The sequence below is a fragment of the Streptomyces sp. NPDC005752 genome (assembly GCF_040630715.1).
Classification (GTDB): Bacteria; Actinomycetota; Actinomycetes; order Streptomycetales; family Streptomycetaceae; genus Streptomyces.
Genome location: NZ_JBEXYB010000029.1, coordinates 42,571 through 59,566, shown reverse-complemented (window position 1 = coordinate 59,566; position 16,996 = coordinate 42,571). Strand labels below are relative to the sequence as shown.

The window sequence follows — 16,996 nt, the reverse complement described above, 5'->3', positions numbered from 1 at the left end:
GCGGTATGCGAACGGCTCTGAACGGGCTGACGACGCGGGGACGGTCCTTCCTGGCCGCCGGCGTGGCCGCGGCGGTCTGCGCCTATGTGCTGGGCCAGGGCGACCTGCTCCGGGTCGGACTGCTGCTCGCGGTGCTGCCCCTGATCTGCGCCACCGTCCTCCACCGCACCCGCCACACGGTGTCGGGGAGCCGGCGGCTGTCGCCGTCCCGGGTGCCGACCGGCTCGGAGGCGCAGGTCCATCTGCGCATGGAGAACGCCTCCAGGCTGCACACGGGCCTGCTCATGCTCGAGGACCGTGTTCCGTACGTCCTCGGCCCCCGGCCCCGGTTCGTACTGGACCGGGTGGAGCCGGGCGGCGTACGGGAGGTGTCCTACCGGGTCCGTTCCGACCTGCGCGGGCGCTACCCGCTGGGGCCGCTCCAGCTGCAGCTGAACGATCCGTTCGGGATGTGCGAGCTGACGCGCTCCTTCAGCGCCCAGGACACCCTCGTCGTCATCCCCCGTACCGAGCCGCTCCCGGCGCTGCGGCTGGCCGGGACGGCTGCCGGGTACGGCGACGGCAGGCATCGCTCGCAGGCGCTGGCCGGTGAGGACGACATCATTCCGCGCGGGTACCGCCACGGTGACGATCTGCGGCGGGTCCACTGGCGCTCCACCGCGCGCCACGGCGAGCTGATGGTGCGGCGGGAGGAGCAGCCCCAGCGGGCCAGATGCACGGTGCTGCTGGACACCCGGCAGACGGCGTACCGGGGGGCCGGACCGGGATCGGCCTTCGAATGGGCGGTCTCCGGGGCGGCGTCCGCGCTGGTGCACATGCTGGAGCGCGGCTTCTCGGTGCGGCTGCTCACGGACGAGGGGAGCCCTCTGCCGGGTGGGAGCGCCGACGGCTTCGCGGGGCCGGCCCAGGAGTCCGCGGACTCCGCGGGTCTGATGATGGACACCCTCGCGGTCGTCGACCACTCCGACGGCGATGGTCTCTCCCGGGCGTACGACGTGCTGCGCGGCAGCAACGAGGGGCTGCTGGTGGCGTTCTTCGGTGATCTCGACGAGGAGCAGACGGCGGTGGCGGCCAGGATGCGGCAGCGGAGCCGCGGGGCCGTCGCGTTCGTGCTGGGCGGAGACGACTGGGCGCGCGGCGGTGAAGCCGTGACCCGCGCGCCGGCCGCCGACCGCCTGCGGCTGCTGCGCGAGGCGGGCTGGACGGCGATGGCGGTGCCGCCCGGGGCCGAACTCGCCCGGCTGTGGCAGCAGGCAGGCCAGGAGGGCTCGGGCACCGGGTCCTCCGTGGCCGGATCGACGACGGGGCACTCCGGGGGATGGTCATGAGCGGGCGTACCCGGCTGGCGCTGTGCGCCTTCGCGGCCACGATGATGACGGCGGGGGCCCTGCTGCCCCTGGTCGAGACGTCGGGGTGGCTTCTGCAGGCCGCCTTCCTGCTGGCCGTGCAGAGCGGTGTGGGCGCGCTCGCCCGCCGGATGCGCCTGGCCAGGATTCTGACGGTCTCCCTCCAGGCGCTCGCCACCCTGCTGACGCTGACCGCGGCCTTCGCCAGGGAGCACGCCCTGCTCGGTGTGCTGCCCGGCCCCCGGACGGTCCAGAGGCTCGCCGAGCTGCTGACCACGGGCGCCGACGACGTCGGCAGGTACGCCATTCCCGCACCGGCGACCGACGGCATCCTGCTGATGCTGATCGGCGGGATACTGCTGATCGGGCTCGCCGTGGACGTCCTCGCGGTGACCTGCCGCGCCGCGGCTGCGGCCGGCCTGCCGCTGCTCGCGCTCTACTCGGTCGCGGCCGGGCTCTCCGACGGCGGGGCGGGGTGGCTCTGGTTCCTGCTCGCGGCGTGCGGTTACCTGCTGCTCCTGCTGGCCGAGGGCCGGGACCGGCTGTCCCGGTGGGGGCGGGTCTTCGGCGGCGCGCCCCGCACGCAAGGCGGTCCGGCGGCCGGCCAAGGGGCCGGGCGTGCCCTGGCACCGGTCCGTACGGGACGGCGCATCGGCGTGGTGGCGTTGGGCATCGCGCTCGCCGTTCCCGCGGCCCTGCCCGCGCTGGACGGCGGGCTGCTGGGAGGCACGGGCGGCGGCTCGCGCGGAGGGAGCGGCGGGGGCACGATCTCCGCGGTGAACCCGCTGGTCTCGCTGCAGAACAACCTGAACCAGCCGGAGAACCGGGAGGTGATGACGTACCGCACCAACTCGGCGAACCCTGGGGACCTCTATCTGCGCATCCTGGCCCTGGACCAGTTCAGCGGAGGTGAGTGGCGCCCGTCGACCCGCCGGCTGCGAGACGTCCCGGACCGGCTGCCGCAGCCGTCCGGTCTCGGCCAGGACGTCGCCGTCACCGAGATCCGGACGAACATCTCGGCATCGCCGTCGTACCGGCAGACGTATCTGCCGCTCCCCTACCCGGCGAGCGAGGTGGACGTCCGGGGGCGCTGGCGGTACGAGCCCGAGGGGCGCACCCTGGTCGGCGACGACGGCCAGACCACGCGCGGTGCGCGGTACGAGGTCAGCAGCCTGTCGGTGGAGCCGACGGCCGCCCAGCTCGCCCGGTCGACGGCGCCGCCTCCGGACCTGGCCCGTGAGTACACGCGGGTTCCCCCGTCACTGCCCGATGTGGTCGGGAAGACGGCCGCGCGGGTCACCGAGGGGGCCGCCGACGACTACGAGCGGGCCGTGAGGCTGCAGGACTGGTTCACCTCGGAGGGAGGTTTCCGGTACGACACGACGGTGACGTCGGGTACCGGCACCACGGCCATCGAGCGGTTCCTGAAGGAGAAGGAGGGCTTCTGCGTCCACTTCTCCTTCGCGATGGCCGCCATGGCAAGGACCCTGGACATTCCGGCCCGGGTCGCGGTGGGCTTCACACCCGGCACCGTGCAGGCGGACGGTTCGGTGTCGGTCGGGCTGCAGGACGCGCACGCCTGGCCCGAGCTGTACTTCGAGGGCGTGGGCTGGACCCGCTTCGAGCCGACGCCGTCCCGGGGCAGCACCCCCGCGTACACCCTGCCGGACGCGCCTTCGCAGGACCCGAGCGATCCCGCGCAGCCGACGGACGGAGCGTCCGTCGCGCCCACGGCGGAACCCTCCGCCTCGGAGTCCTGCCCCGCGCAGACGCGTCAGCCGGGTGAGTGCGGTGCGTCCGCGGCCGCCGGTGTGGCGGATTCCGCCGATCCGGGGACTCCGGCGGGCACCGTCGTGCTGTGGGTGCTCGGTGCGCTGGTCGTCCTCGTGCTCCCGCTGATGCCGATGCTCTGGCGGATGCGGGCCCGTGCCCGGCGGCTCAGCTCCTCGGGAGGCCGTACGGCCTCCGATACGGCGGCCAGGGTGATGGCCGCCTGGCGGGAGATCACCGATACGGCCTGGGATCACGGCATTCCGCCGGACGACTCGCAGACCCCCCGCAAGGCCGCGGCGCGTGTGGTGCGGCTGGGCGGCCTCGAAGGCCCGGCGTCCGCTGCGGTCCACCGGGTGGCCGGGGCGGTCGAACGGGTGCTGTACGCACCGGAGCCGGGCGGGATCACGACACCTGTCGAGGACGTGCGGGAGGTTCGGGCGGGGCTGAGGGCCTCGGGCGGGCGCTGGAACACGCTGCGGGCGACGCTCGCACCCCGATCGGCCGTTCGGGTGGTCCGGGCCGGCTCGGAACGTCTGTCGGAGCTCGGCCGCCGCTGGTCAGGAGTCGTCGGGCGCCTCCGCCCGGCGCCCGGGGCACGCCGCTCGTCACGACAGCGGGGCTGATCCCCGCGGACCTCGGGGAACCGGCGCCGGTTCCCCGGGTCTCGCCGGTCCCCGGGCGGGGCAGGGTGGGTTCGGGGGCCGGTCCGCAGAGCCGGGAGGGATCCGGCCCACGGTCCTGCGGGCGAACGCGTGAGGGGCGGCCGCTGTGATGCGACCGCCCCTCACGTGTGAGGTCCAGCGTCAAGTTCCCGGTACGCGCGGTCCGCTTCCCAGGTCGGCGGCCCGTCCTGCCCGCCGCCGGCCGGAGAGCGGAAAGCTCACTGGCCCTGTTCGTCGCGGCGGCGCTGCCACCGCTGTTCGATCCGGTTCATCATCGACCGGCGCTGCCTGGGATGTCGGCGTTCGCCTTCGCCCCCGCTCGCGCTCCCCGCCGGCTGCTGTTCACCGGGCTTCGGCGCTTTGCGCCATCCGGTGACCGCCAGCACGGCACAGCCCAGCATGACGAGGAAACCCGCCACACTGACCCAGGTCTGCTGGAAGACCATTCCGGCCATGAGGAGCGCGATACCCACCAGAAAGCCGGCCACCGCCTGGTAGACCCGTCGCCGGGTGTACCTGCGCAGCCCGCTTCCCTCAAGCGCTGTAGCGAACTTGGGATCTTCGGCGTACAGCGCTCGCTCCATCTGCTCGAGCATTCGCTGCTCGTGCTCCGAGAGCGGCACGGAGTCCTCCTCGTCGTCGGCCGCGGGGGCGACCGGTATGCGGCCCTTCCAGGATAGGCAGGGATTCGCCCCCGTGAAACCCGCCCTCTAGCCATAGCCAGTCCGGACCGCCAATTCGGCTCGGCTGCTGAGGCGTAGATTCCCCGACCTCCGATCCGTCATGCCGGATGGTGTCACCCGATCATACGGGGCCCGCGGCCCGATCGGGTGCTCCGGGCAGTACTCCGTCTGCAGCTGCGTTGCTGATCAGCCGTGCTCCTGCGGCTTCCGCGGCCGTACTCCGGCGGTGTCGGCGTCGCCGCTCAGGCGCGCCTCTCCCCCAGAACGTGCAGCTGGGTCGCCACCGAGTGGAAAGCCGGCAGCTCCGCGACGGCCGCCTCCAGCTTGAGGAGCTCCTCCATCGCACCCGGCTCGGTGTCCACGAGAACACCCGGTACGAGGTCGCCGAAGACCCGCACACCGTGGACCGCGCCGACCTGGAGGCCCGCGGCGCCGACCAGCCCGGTCAGCTGGTCTGCGGTGAACCTGCGGGGCACGGGGTCTCCGTCGCCCCAGCGTCCGGCGGGGTCGGTCAGCGCCTGCCGGGCCTCCGCGAAGTGCCCGGCGAGCGCCCTGGCCAGGACGGCTCCGCCGAGGCCGGCGCCGAGCAGGCTGAGCGCGCCGACCGGACGGAGGGCGTCGACCGCGTTGCGCACGCCTTCGGCGGGGTCGTCCACGTACTCCAGGACGCCGTGGCACAGGACCGCGTCGAAACCGGCGCGGTCCACCACCTCGAAGAGTCCGTGGATGTCGCCCTGGACACCACGGACCCGGTCGGCCACACCGGCCTCGTCCGCACGGCGCTCCAGCGCGAACAGGGCGTTGGGGCTGGGGTCCACGACGGTGACCCGGTGGCCGAGCCGGGCGACGGGCACGGCGAAGTTGCCGGTGCCGCCGCCGGTGTCCAGCACGTCCAGGGCGTCCCTGCCGGTCGCCTCGGCCAGACGGTCGAGAGCGTCCTTGAGGACCTCCCAGACCACGGCGGTACGGAGGGAGGCGCGGGGGCGCAGCTGGTCCGACACGGCAGTTGACTCCTCGGCACGGTGCCGCCACGGACGGCGGAGCGTGAACGGTGCAGGTGGTACGGGTGCTCTCCACCCTATTGCCTCGCACCGCCGCCACGGTCACTCCGCGTCGCGCCGCTGTCCCGGCCCGTCCTTCCTGGTCTGCGGAAGCACGGGCTGGAGGACCAGCAGGCGCTCGACCAGGCGCAGGAACAAGGCCGCGTCGCGCAGCAGGTCGTCGGCATCGCGGCTGCCGGCCGCGCCGGGTATACCCGCCTCGGCGCGGGCCCGGCGCCGGGCCCCGGAGGCGAACAGGGCGCTCCATTCGGTGAGTTCCGGCGCTATGTCCGGAAGGACCTCCCAGGCGCTGCGGATGCGCTCCCTGCGGCGCCCGCCCGCCTCGGGCCTCCCGCGGGCGGCGAGCACGGCGGCCGCGGTACGCAGCGCGGCGAGGTGCGCGGTGGCGTACCGCTCGTTCGGCACGTCGAGCAGGGCGGCCTCGTCCAGGCCGGCATGGGCCTGGGCGAGCAGGTCGAGAGCGGCGGGCGGTGCCGTGGTGCGGCGCAGGACGGGGTGGACGTCGGACGCCGGACCGGTCGGTGAGGGGGCAGGGCTGCCTGCGCGGCGCCGCGGGGCGGCGGCTGCGGACGAGCTGGCCATGACGAACCTCCTGTCGTCGTGTGACGGCTCGGTGGCCGTCTGTGTCCATCGTGACGGCCGCCACTGACAATCCCTCAGATACGCCTCTGACCAGGCGCTTTGCGTAGAGCGTGCGTGAGGGCTAGTTTTTTGCACTGACCGGTCAGTGCAAAAAAATGGGGGGTGGGGTCGTGGACAGCACGCACGGGGCGGCGCTGAGCGCCGAGGACTTCGGACTGAAGGGCTCGCGCGGCTGGGCCTTCCGGGGAGTGGGATTCGCCGCGGACCCCGGATCGCTCGTCGCGGTGGAAGGGCCCTCCGGCTCGGGCCGCACGTGTCTGCTGCTCGCGCTGACCGGCCGGATGCGTTCCACGCACGGCCATGCCGAGGCCGGCGGCGAGCGCCTGCCCGGCCGGCTCGCCGCCGTACGGAGGTTCAGCGCGCTGGGCCCGGTCCCCGGGGTCAGCGAACTGGACCCGTCCTTCACCGTGGCCGAGCACCTGCGGGAACGGGCCCTGCTGCGGCGCCGCTTCGACGGTTCGCCGCGCTCCCTGCTGCGCCCCCGCGCCGAACGCGCCGCCACGGCACGGGACACGATCGATACCGCGCTGGAGTCCGCGGGGCTCGACCTCGCGGACCTGCCCAAGGCCGAACGGACCTCCGTTCGCGACCTGGAGCGCCTGGAGGCCCTGCGCCTGTCCGTCGCACTCGCGCTGACGGGCCGTCCCCGCCTGCTCGCCGTGGATGACACCGACCTCAAACTCTCCGCCGCCGACCGCGCCCTGGCCTGGGAGCTGCTGCGCGCACTCGCGGCCGGCGGGACCACCGTGCTGGCCGTGTGCAGTGAGGCCCCGAAGGACGCGCTCACAGTGAGCACCCGCCCGGCGTGCGGAACAGACACGCCCGCCGGCGAAACGACGAACGGGAAGGAAACGGCCGATGCGATCGCCGAGGCTGGCCGCGCTTGAGCTGCGGCGGTTCGGCAGGGGCCGGATGCCGCGCGCCGCACTCGTGGCGCTGCTCCTGCTGCCCCTGCTGTACGGAGCGCTCTACCTCTGGTCGTTCTGGGACCCCTACGGGCGGCTCGACCGCATCCCCGTGGCACTCGTCAACGAGGACAAGGGTGCGAACACCGGGGGCGAACACCTCGCGGCCGGCGACGAGATCACGGCCGGCCTGCTCGACAGCAAGGTCTTCGACTGGCACGAGGTCGGTTCCGCCGAGGCCGTGAGAGGCGTCGAGGACGGGACGTACTACCTCTCGCTGACCATGCCGTCGGACTTCAGCGAGCGGATCGCCTCGAGCGCCGGGGACTCCCCCGACACCGGCGCCCTGCGGGTGCGTACGAACGACGCCAACAACTACATCGTCGGGCAGATCTCACGGACGGTGTTCGCCGAGGTCCGCAGTGCCGCTTCGGTCAAGGCCTCGCGCGGCTTCCTGGACAAGATCTTCATCAACTTCTCGGGTCTGCACGACGCGACCGCGAAGGCGGCCAAGGGTGCCGACGACCTCGAGAGCGGCCTCACCAAGGCGAAGAAGGGCTCGAAGGACCTCGTGGACGGTCTCAAGGACGCCAGGTCGGGCAGCGGCACGCTCTCCACGGGCATCACCAAGCTGGACAAGGGCGCGGGCGATTTGGAGACGGGGTCCCGGCAGGTCGCCGGCGGCACCCAGTCGCTCGCCGACAAGGTCGACGCGGTCGCCGCGGACGTACGCCCCTTCCTGAAGGACAACGGCAAGGCCATCGGAGACACCGCCCGGCTGGTCTCCGACTCCTCGAAGGCCGTACGGGAAAACCTCGACCTGCTGGTCGAGGCCGCGCCGACCGCCTCGGCCGCCGCCCACACCGCATCCGACGACCTGACCGAGGTCCACCGCGTCCGCTGCACGAACCAGCCGGTTCCGGACCCGGGGGTGTGCCCGCAGCTCGAGCGGGCCAAGGCCGCTGCAGAGGACGTCGCCAAGGTGTCCGACGACGTGAACGCCATGGTCACGAACCAGAAGGGCGACCTCACGAAGCTGCGCACCCGGCTGGCCACGCTGGAGAAGCAGGCCGACGCCCTGGCTGAGCGCTCGCCGGATCTGGACTCGGACCTGAAGTCCGCGGTGTCGAGGATCAACGCGCTCAACACCGGCGCGCAGAAGGTCGCCAAGGGGGCGGGCGCCCTCCACATCGGTCTCGGAACGGCCAGGACGGGTGCCGGGGACCTGAACACCGGTGTCAAGAAGCTCACTTCGGGTGCCACGACCCTGAAGAGCGGCCTGTACCGGCTGGGCGACGGCTCCGCGACACTCGCCCAGGGGCTGAACGACGGGGTCGGCAAGATCCCCGACTACGACGAGAAGGACCGCGACGCTCGTACGGGCGTCATGTCCGACCCCGTGCGGCTCGCCTCCTCCTCCCTGCACGCCGCGCCCAACTACGGCACCGGTTTCGCCCCGTACTTCATCCCGCTCTCGCTGTGGGTGGGCTCGATGGTGGCCTACATGCTGATCCAGCCGCTCAACCGGCGGGCACTCTCCGCCGGGGCACCGGCCTGGCGCATCGCCTTCGCGGGCTGGCTGCCCGTCGCCGCGATCGGCCTGCTCCAGGTCGCCGCCCTGATGTCCGTGCTGCACTGGCGGCTCGGTCTGCAGATGACGCACGCCGCCGGCACCATCGGCTTCCTGGCACTGGTGACCTGCTGCTTCGCCGCGATCGTCCAGTGGCTCAACGCCCGCTTCGGAGCGGCGGGCAGGATTCTCGTTTTGGCGGTGCTGATGCTCCAGCTGACCTCGGCCGGGGGCACCTATCCCGTCCAGACCAGCCCGGGTTTCTTCGGCGCCATCCATCCCTACCTGCCGATGACCTACGTCGTGGACGGGCTGCGCCGTCTGATCACGGGCGGCGGGCTCGGCCCGGTCTGGCAGGGCTGCGCCGTGCTGCTGGCCTTCACCGCGGGCGCACTGGCGCTGACCGCCCTCTCCGCCCGTCGCAAGCAGGTGTGGACCCTGGACCGGCTGCATCCGGAACTGAGTCTGTGACCGCCCCGGGACCTGTGAGAATCGTGCGTATGGACAGCAGTAGCACCACGCGCCGCCAGGTCACCCGGCAAAGGCTCTACGAGGCGGCGGTGACCCTCATCGCGGAGAAGGGGTTCTCCGCGACGACGGTGGACGAGATCGCCGAGCGCGCCGGGGTCGCCAAGGGCACGGTGTACTACAACTTCAAGAGCAAGACGGAACTGTTCGAGGAGCTGCTGCGGCACGGAGTCGGACTGCTCACGCAGTCGCTGCGGTCCGCCGCCGACGCGACGGACGCGCGGGGTGGTTCCCGGGTGGAGGCGCTGGACGCGATGATCAGGGCGGGTCTCGTCTTCATCGACCGCTATCCGGCCTTCACCCAGCTCTACGTCGCCGAGCTCTGGCGCACCAACCGAGCCTGGCAGTCGACCCTCCTGGTGCTGCGCCAGGAGGCCGTGGCCGTAGTCGAGAAAGTGCTCCGTGAAGGCGTCGCGGGCGGCGAGCTGAGCGAGGAGATCGACATCCAGCTGACGGCCGCCGCGCTGGTCGGGATGGTCCTGGTGGCGGCGCTCGACTGGCAGGCGTTCCAGCCCGAGCGGACGATCGACGACGTGCACTCCGCCCTGTCCCTGCTGCTGCACGGCCGGGTCAGCGGACGCTGAAGCCTTCGCACGGCCCGTACGCGTGAAAAACGCCGGTCCGGTGGAATTCGATCCCCCCGAATTCCACCGGACCGGCGTCCCGTACCGCCGCGGAGCCCTCCCCCGTGACCCCGTGTCCCCCGTGGTCCCGGAGCTCCGCGTCGTGCACCCCCGTTGTGTCCGGGGTGCCGCGCCGTTCCGCCGCCCCGTGCCGGCGGTCCGGGCCCAGCGCCCCTTCCGTGGTCTCCACTCTTCCGTCTGCGCAGGTGAGGGCCCATCCGCATCCCTACTCATCTCACGTACTAGGTAGAGATACTCAGGCCTGCGCGGAGGTCCCCAGCCGGGCCTCCGCCCGACTGGCTACCATCGCGTCCGTGTCCGTACTCCCCCTGGTGTTCACGAGTGGCTGGGCGAGTGGGATCAACGCCTACGCGGTGATCCTGCTCTTCGGCGTCTTCGGCGCGACCGGTCTCACCGACGAGGTGCCCGAGTCCCTGCAGCGAACCGATGTGCTGGTGACCGCAGGTGTGCTGTTCCTGTTCGAGGCGGTGGCCGACAAGATCCCGTACGTGGACTCGGTCTGGGACACCGCGCACACGGTGATCAGGCCCGTGGCCGGCGCGGTCGTCGCGGCGCTGCTGGCCGGCGAGAGCGGGTCGCTGCCGGAGCTCGCGGCGGGAGCCGTGGGCGGATCCACCGCGCTGATGAGTCATCTGGTGAAGGCCGGCACCAGGATGGCGGTCAACACCTCGCCCGAACCGTTCAGCAACGTCGGGGTCAGTGTCGCGGAGGATCTGGGCGTCGCCGGGATCATCACCTTCGCCGTCTTCAACCCGGTGGCGGCGGCCGTCGTCGCCGGGGTGCTGCTCCTCCTCGGCCTGGTGACACTGCTCTTCCTGGCCTCCCGGATCCGCAGGTTCCTGCGTCGCAGGGCGCAGCGCCGCGAGGAGAGGCGTCTGGCCGGAACGGGCAGGCACTGGCCTTACGAATGAACTGTCGGTGGCACCCCTTAGGGTCACTGACATGGCACGAATTGCGGTGATCGGCGCCGGGACGGGCGCGATGGCGGCGGCCGCCCGGCTCGCCGTGGCAGGCCACCGGGTGACGGTGTACGAGCGGTCGGGGACCTACGGCGGCTCGCTCGGCCGGTATGCCCGTGACGGCTTCGTCTTCGACACCGGCCCCGGGCTGCTCCATCTGCCCGCGGTCTACCGCGACCTGTTCGTGAAGACGGGCAGGGAAAGCCTCGAGCAGTGCGTCACGCTCACCCAGGTCGACCCCGCGAGCCGCCATCTCTTCGCGGACGGCACCTCGGTGTCGCTGCCCAACGCCTCACGAGCCGGGGTGACCGGCGCGCTGGACCGGGCGCTCGGCGAGGGGGCCGGGTCCCGGTGGGGCGACTTCCTGGACCGGGCCGGGACCGCCTGGAACCGGTCGCGCAGGCCGCTGCTCGAGGAGCCGTTGCCGGAGGACCGGCGGATGCTGGACCGCGATCCCTACCCCGCGGTGCGCCGCCGCAGGCTGCTGCGCGGCGCCCGGCAGGCGCGGACGGTGGCGGAGGTGGGCGCCTGGGAGCTGGAGGACCCCCGCCTCGCGGCCCTGCTCGACGGGTACGCCTTGTCGTACGGCCTCGACCCCCGCCGCGCCCCGGCGGCCGCCGCCCTCCTGCCCTACATGGAGGAGACGTTCGGCAGCTGGTACGTCGCCGGGGGCATGCGCGCGCTGGCCGACGCCGTGTACGAGCGGTGTCTGGCCCGGAAGGTGGAGTTCGTCTTCGGCGCCGAGGCGGTGCGGGTGTCCGAGATGGACGGGCGGGCGGCGGGGATCGTCCTGGCGGACGGCGGGAGCGTGGAGGCCGATCATGTCGTCCTGGGCGCACAGCCGGCTCCCGGACTCCTGCCGGTCCGGCAGGAGCGGCCCGGCAGATCGGACACGGCACCGGTCCCGGGCCGTTTCGTCGTCCTGCTGTCGCTGCGCGGGGGCCGGGAGGCCGGCGCCGTGCACCGCACCGTGGTCCACGCGACCGACCCTGGTGCGGAGCAGGAGGCGGTGTTCGGCGGCAGGACGGCGGAGCTGCCCACGGTGACGGTCCTGCGCCCGGACGACCCCGCCACGCGCCCCGACGAGGAGCACGAGGCGGTGACCCTGACGGTGACGGTGGCACCGCACGGTCCGGTCGACTGGACGGACCCTGGACTGCGGGAGCGCTTCGCGGACGCGGTGATCAGCCGGGCCGCCGAAGCCGTGCCCGGCCTGCGCGAGCGGATACTCCACGCGGAGGTGCGTACACCGGCCGAGACCGCGGCCGACACCGGTGCCCGGGGCGGTTCCGTGCCGGCTCCGGCTCTGGCCGGGGCACAGGGCTCCTGTCTGCACGCGGGGAACCGCACCCCGTTGCCGGGTCTGTACCTCGCGGGCGGCTGGTCGCATCCGGGCGGTGGGATGGCCCATGCCGGGATGTCGGGGGCCCTGGTCGCGGGACTCGTGGTGGAGGGCGACGGCTTCCGCGGCTCGCAGTGAGCGGCGGACGGCGGGAGGCGAACGGCGGGGCGGCAGGATTGTTCCGGCTGCCCGCCGCCGGGTCAGTAGCGGTACTGCTCGTTCTGGCCCGTGTCGTACCCGTTGCCGTACGGAGCGGGCTGGACGGGGGCTTCCGGCGGCAGCGGGGCGTGGTGGTTGCTCTCGCGCTGCTGCGGAACCCAGACCCCGCCGGGCGGGGTGTCGGTGTACTGGCCGGCGTACGGGTCCGCCGGTTGCCCGGTGCCGTAGGCGGGGTCGTAGCCGTTGCCGTAGCTGTCGTACGCCCCGTACTGGCCGGTGCCCGCGGTGGTGTCCGTGCCGGCGTACGGGTCGGAGTGGGCGCCGTGACCCGCCTGGTCCGTGCCGTAGTCGTACTGCCCCGTGTAGGTGCCCTGCCCCTGGTACGTGTCCTGGGGGACGTAGCCCTCCTGGCCGCCGTACGGATCCTGGGCGGCCGGTTCGGAGTAGCCGGTGTACGGGTCGTAGGCGGCGTACTGCGGCTGCTGTTCCGCGTGCCGGTGCTGCTGGTCACCGCCGGCGGCCGGGGAGTCGGTGTAAACGCCGTACTGCCCGGTGTCGTCCGGCAGCGGCTCCGGTGCGTATACCGCGGCCGGGCCCGCATCCGCCTGGTGGGGGGCCTCAGCGTACTGCTGGGGGGCCTCCTCGTACTCCAGGCCCGAGACCTCGAGTGTGGGCTTCGGGCCGTCCTGGCCGCCGGCTCCACGCCGGCGGCGGCGGCTCTCACCGGGGCTGCCGCCTATGGCCCACCCGGTCGAGAAGCCGCGCCGGAAGGAGAGCGTCACATAGGTCTGGCCCGTCGCGAAGGCGATCGCCCCGAGCGCGATCACCAGTACGGAGGGGATCAGGACACCCAGGACCACGCAGAGGAAACCCCCGAAGGCGAGAAGCCGCCAGCGCAGGCGCGCCTTGTACTGCAGGAGCACCTCGCCCAGCAGCCACAGCGCCACTATGCCGAATGCGATGTAGAGGACCGTCCAGCCCACGCCCGCCCCCTCCTGCGGCCACCGCCCCGGTTGGTGGCGGGTACGGCCGGTCAGGACTGCTTGTGCAGTCCGAGATTCTCGTAGATCTCGAGTGTCGCCGTCGAGTTGTTCAGCGTGATGAAGTGCAGCCCCGGGACACCCTCGGAGAGCAGTTTCGCGCAGAACTCCGTGGCGAACTCGATGCCAATGGAGCGTACAGCCGCCGGGTCGTCCTTGGCGGCGAGGATGCGCTCTTTCAGCGAGGAAGGAAGGGACGCGTTACTGAGCTGCGCGAATCTCTCCAGCTGTTTCACGCTGGTGAGCGGCATCACCTCGGGGATGACCGGGGTATCGCAACCCGCGGCGACCACCCGGTCACGCATCTGGAGATAGCTTTCCGGGTGGAAGAACATCTGGGTGATCGCGTAGTCGGCGCCGGCGCGGCACTTGTCCACGAAATGACCGATGTCGGAGTCCCAGTCGGCGGAGCGCGGATGCATTTCGGGAAACGCCGCGACTCCCACGCAGAAATCACCGGCTTCCTTGATCAGCCGGACGAGGTCCGCCGCGTACCGCACGCCCTGGGGGTGTTCGACCCACTCCCCCATCGGGTCGCCGGGCGGGTCTCCGCGCACCGCGAGGATGTTGCGGATACCGGCGTCGGCGTACTGACCCACCATGTTGCGCAGTTCGGCGACGGAGTGGTCGACGGCGGTGAGGTGCGCGACCGGGGTGAGCGTGGAGTCCGCCGCGATCTGCTGGGTCGCCCGGACCGTCCCGGCACGGGTGGAACCGCCCGCGCCGTACGTCACGGAGACGAAGCTCGGCGCCACCGCCTCGACCCGGCGCAGGGCGTTCCAGAGGTTCCGCTCGCCCTTCTCGGTCTTGGGCGCCCAGAATTCGAACGAGAAAGACGTCTCGCCGGTCGCGAGCAGATCACGCACGGTGCGCGCGTGATCCGTCCTGGTGGAAGGTGTACCAAGGGCCATACTGGGAGGTTAACCAGGGCCCGGCCGTACCCCAACCAGAGAAGCCGAATTGCCCTGGATGCGGTGAATCTCGTCCACCCTTCGGACACCTGCCCTGGCTCACTCCGCCTTGCGGTGCACGTGGTCCGACGCCGCGCGGGAACGCACCCGGACCGCCGGAGGGCCCTCGGCTCAGGCGGTGCGCTCCCGGATACGCCGCTGGAGCGTCGCGGCCGCCGCTGCGGGGTCCGTCGCCTCGGTGATCGCCCGTACGACCACGACGCGACGCGCTCCGGCGTCCAGCACCTCGTCCAGATTGCCGGCGTCGATCCCGCCGATGGCGAACCACGGGCGCGTCGTGCCGAGCGAGGCGGCGTAGCGCACGAGGCCGAGGCCGGGTGCGTGCCGGCCGGGCTTGGTCGGGGTGGGCCAGCAGGGACCCGTGCAGAAGTAGTCGACGCCCGCTTGGGCGACGGCCGCATCGACTTCGGCCTCGGCGTGGGTGGAGCGGCCGATCACCACGTCGCCGCCGACGACGGCACGGGCGGCGGGCACCGGCAGGTCCCCCTGTCCGAGGTGCAGCACGTCGGAACCGATGGCGTGGGCGACGTCGGCCCGGTCGTTCACCGCGAGCAGCGCGCCGTGGCGCTTGCAGGCGTCGGCGAACACGGCGAGGTGTTCGAGCTCCTCGGCGGCCTCCATGCCCTTGTCCCGCAACTGCACGACGTCCACGCCGTTGGCCAGCACGGCGTCGAGGAACTCGGGCAGGTCACCCTGCCGCTTGCGGGCGTCCGTGCACAGGTAGAGCCGGGCGCCGGAGAGCTGGTCGCGAGGCGTGGACATGATGAATTCCCCCGTCGGTCGTGGATGGATGACTGGTGCGTGGATGGGTCGCCGGTGGCGGTACGAATCGCCCGTACGCCGGGGACCGCCGTGCCGGCGGGTCCGGTAACGGCGGAGTGCGGGCCGCGAATGCCGCGGCCCGCACTCCACTCACGGTCGTCCGGTCAGACGGCAAGCGCCTGAGCCCGGCGCTTCACCTCCGTACCGCGATTCTCGCTCAGGGCCTGCGCGGGGGTTCCGGGCAGGCTCGGGTCGGGGGTGAAGAGCCAGTCCAGCATCTCTTCGTCGTTGTAGCCGTCGTCCCTCAGGAGAGTCAGGGTCCCTGCGAGGCCCTTGACCACCTTGTCGCCGTCGATGAAGGCGGCAGGCACCTGGAGCGCCCGGTTCTCACCACGGCGTACGGCGATGAGCTGGCCATCCTTGACCAACTGCCGTACGCGCGTCACCTCGACATCGAGCATTTCCGCGATGTCGGGAAGGTAGAGCCAGGCGGGGACGAGAGCATCGATCTTTGCGTCAATCTCGGTCACAAGGACAAGCGTGCCATCCCGGACCGACAGCCGGTACCCGGGCCGACCGTACGGGGCTGTCACAGACCCCGGAGAACCGTCGATTTCAGCGGTACGGAGGAGTCGGCGGCCCGCGCCGGGTCGATCCGCGCCCCGGCTTCGACGAGCTTGCGCCCCTGCGCGAGGTCGCGCGGCCGGCTCACGGCCAGCACGGCGACCAGGACCCCCCGCCTCAGCCAGCAGACCGTCCAGGACGGGTCCCCGGGGTCGCCGCGCCACAGCAGCGTGTCGGCTCCGGTGTGACGGCCCGCGTACTGCACGAAGCGCCCGAACTGCTCGGACCAGAAGTAGGGCACCGGGTCGTACGTGCCGGGCTCACCGCCCGCGAGGGCGGCGGCGACCGCGCGGGGCCCCTGGAGGGCGTTGTCCCAGTGGTGGACCAGCAGTCGCTCCCCGTAGCGGTCCGAGGGGAACGACGCGCAGTCGCCGACCGCGTAGACATCGGGCAGCGAGGTGCGCAGCGAGCGGTCCGCGGTGACCGAGCCGTCCGGGCCGAGCGCGATGCCCGAACCGGCGAGCCACGCGGTGGCGGGCCGGGCGCCGATGCCCACGACCACCGCTCCGGCGGGGACGACCCGGCCGTCCGTCAGGTGGACGGCGCCCTGTCCGACGCGTGCGACCCGGGCACCGGTGAGGAGTTCGGCTCCGCTCTCGGCGTACCAGCCGGCCATCGGAGCGGCGACCTCGGCGGGCATCGTGCCCGCGAGGGGGTGGTCGGCGGCCTCGACGACGGTGACCGCGCAGCCGGCCGCGCGGGCCGCGGTGGTGAACTCGGCGCCGATCCAGCCCGCTCCGACCACGACCACGTCGTGCTGCCGCTCCAGGACGGGCCGCAGCCGGGCGGCATCGTCCAGGGTGCGCAGCAGATGAACGCCGGGCACCCCCTCGGATCCCGGCAGTGCGACGGGTTCCGCTCCGGTGGCGAGAACCAGTACGTCGTAGGCGACGGGTCCTTCCATGGTGTCCAGCTCGTGCGCCTCCGCGCGCAGGCCCGTCACGTCCAGCCCGAGGCGCAGGGTGATGTCCAGCTCCTCGAAGTCGACGTCGAAGGCGGAGTCCTCGGCCTTGCCGAGCAGTACGGCCTTGGACAGGGGCGGCCGGTCGTACGGCTGGTGGGGTTCGGCACCGACCAGCGTGACCGGTCCCGCGAAGCCCTCTTCGCGCAGGGCCACGGCCGTCTGTACACCGGCCATGCCGGCACCCACGATCACGACACCGCTCGGCCGGTGTCCTCCTGCCGGGTCCTGCGTCTGCTCGCTCACCCGCCCACCCTAGTCGCGTGAGTCGGCGTCACCTCAAGAGTTCCTGCACCACGCTCGTCCCGCCGCCCGCCCGCGACTCCCACTACCACGTCTCGTCCATGCGGATCCGGCCGTCCAT

General features: G+C 72.4%; 15 protein-coding genes. 7 read left to right on the top strand and 8 right to left on the bottom strand.

Translation table 11 applies throughout. From position 1 onward, the window contains the following. Positions 1-5: 5 nt before the first annotated feature. Together ABZ441_RS23910 and ABZ441_RS23905 are read left to right on the top strand one after the other, a co-directional pair. Positions 6-1,328 carry a DUF58 domain-containing protein gene (locus ABZ441_RS23910; protein ID WP_358977646.1) on the top strand — a complete coding sequence of 441 codons (1,323 nt, stop codon included), beginning with the start codon at positions 6-8 and terminating at the stop codon, positions 1,326-1,328. Beyond that, positions 1,325-3,742: a transglutaminaseTgpA domain-containing protein gene (locus ABZ441_RS23905; protein ID WP_358977644.1), complete on the top strand. Its 2,418-nt coding sequence runs from the start codon at positions 1,325-1,327 to the stop codon at positions 3,740-3,742. Before ABZ441_RS23910 ends, ABZ441_RS23905 begins: the two co-directional genes overlap by 4 nt. Before the next feature lie 257 nt (positions 3,743-3,999). Here the strand turns inward: ABZ441_RS23905 and ABZ441_RS23900 are convergent, their stop codons facing one another. From ABZ441_RS23900 to ABZ441_RS23890, 3 genes are all read right to left on the bottom strand, one after another. Beyond that, the gene (locus ABZ441_RS23900) at positions 4,000-4,404 is read right to left on the bottom strand and encodes a DUF3040 domain-containing protein (protein WP_031098904.1); all 405 of its coding nucleotides are present in this window, start codon (positions 4,402-4,404) and stop codon (positions 4,000-4,002) included. 302 nt (positions 4,405-4,706) lie between these two features. Further along, positions 4,707-5,465, bottom strand: coding sequence for a methyltransferase (locus tag ABZ441_RS23895; protein ID WP_358977641.1), 759 nt, complete (start codon positions 5,463-5,465; stop codon positions 4,707-4,709). A gap of 102 nt (positions 5,466-5,567) precedes the next feature. Beyond that, positions 5,568-6,107 carry an SAV_6107 family HEPN domain-containing protein gene (locus ABZ441_RS23890; protein WP_358977639.1) on the bottom strand — a complete coding sequence of 180 codons (540 nt, stop codon included), beginning with the start codon at positions 6,105-6,107 and terminating at the stop codon, positions 5,568-5,570. Positions 6,108-6,277: 170 nt separating this feature from the next. Between ABZ441_RS23890 and ABZ441_RS23885 the strand changes: the two genes are divergently transcribed. The 5 genes from ABZ441_RS23885 to ABZ441_RS23865 all read left to right on the top strand — a co-directional run bounded on the left by ABZ441_RS23885 (position 6,278) and on the right by ABZ441_RS23865 (position 12,253). After that, on the top strand, positions 6,278-7,054 hold the full coding sequence (locus ABZ441_RS23885; protein ID WP_358977637.1) for an ATP-binding cassette domain-containing protein: 777 nt from the start codon (positions 6,278-6,280) through the stop codon (positions 7,052-7,054). After that, entirely contained in the window at positions 7,026-9,113 is a 2,088-nt protein-coding gene (locus tag ABZ441_RS23880; protein WP_358977635.1) for a YhgE/Pip domain-containing protein, read from the top strand. The genes ABZ441_RS23885 and ABZ441_RS23880 overlap by 29 nt, the downstream gene beginning before the upstream one ends. 29 nt (positions 9,114-9,142) lie before the next feature. Then, positions 9,143-9,754: a TetR/AcrR family transcriptional regulator gene (locus tag ABZ441_RS23875; RefSeq protein WP_358977632.1), complete on the top strand. Its 612-nt coding sequence runs from the start codon at positions 9,143-9,145 to the stop codon at positions 9,752-9,754. A 353-nt stretch (positions 9,755-10,107) separates the two neighbouring features. Then, positions 10,108-10,725, top strand: coding sequence for a DUF4126 domain-containing protein (locus ABZ441_RS23870; protein ID WP_358977630.1), 618 nt, complete (start codon positions 10,108-10,110; stop codon positions 10,723-10,725). 31 nt (positions 10,726-10,756) lie between these two features. Continuing rightward, a complete protein-coding gene (locus ABZ441_RS23865) occupies positions 10,757-12,253 on the top strand; it encodes an NAD(P)/FAD-dependent oxidoreductase (protein ID WP_358977628.1) in 1,497 nt (498 codons plus the stop codon). Positions 12,254-12,315: 62 nt separating this feature from the next. On the opposite strand, the gene ABZ441_RS23860 is transcribed toward ABZ441_RS23865, so the two are convergent. The 5 genes from ABZ441_RS23860 to ABZ441_RS23840 all read right to left on the bottom strand — a co-directional run bounded on the left by ABZ441_RS23860 (position 12,316) and on the right by ABZ441_RS23840 (position 16,809). Beyond that, entirely contained in the window at positions 12,316-13,257 is a 942-nt protein-coding gene (locus tag ABZ441_RS23860; RefSeq protein WP_358977626.1) for a hypothetical protein, read from the bottom strand. 50 nt (positions 13,258-13,307) lie between these two features. Further along, positions 13,308-14,225, bottom strand: coding sequence for a methylenetetrahydrofolate reductase [NAD(P)H] (gene metF / locus ABZ441_RS23855; protein ID WP_051709707.1), 918 nt, complete (start codon positions 14,223-14,225; stop codon positions 13,308-13,310). A 171-nt stretch (positions 14,226-14,396) separates the two neighbouring features. Continuing rightward, the gene (thiE, locus tag ABZ441_RS23850) at positions 14,397-15,047 is read right to left on the bottom strand and encodes a thiamine phosphate synthase (protein WP_358977623.1); all 651 of its coding nucleotides are present in this window, start codon (positions 15,045-15,047) and stop codon (positions 14,397-14,399) included. Positions 15,048-15,211: 164 nt separating this feature from the next. Continuing rightward, entirely contained in the window at positions 15,212-15,577 is a 366-nt protein-coding gene (locus ABZ441_RS23845) for an Rv2175c family DNA-binding protein (protein WP_358977621.1), read from the bottom strand. 59 nt (positions 15,578-15,636) lie between these two features. Next, a complete protein-coding gene (locus tag ABZ441_RS23840) occupies positions 15,637-16,809 on the bottom strand; it encodes an FAD-dependent oxidoreductase (RefSeq protein WP_358977704.1) in 1,173 nt (390 codons plus the stop codon). Between the last annotated feature and the right edge of the window lie 187 nt (positions 16,810-16,996).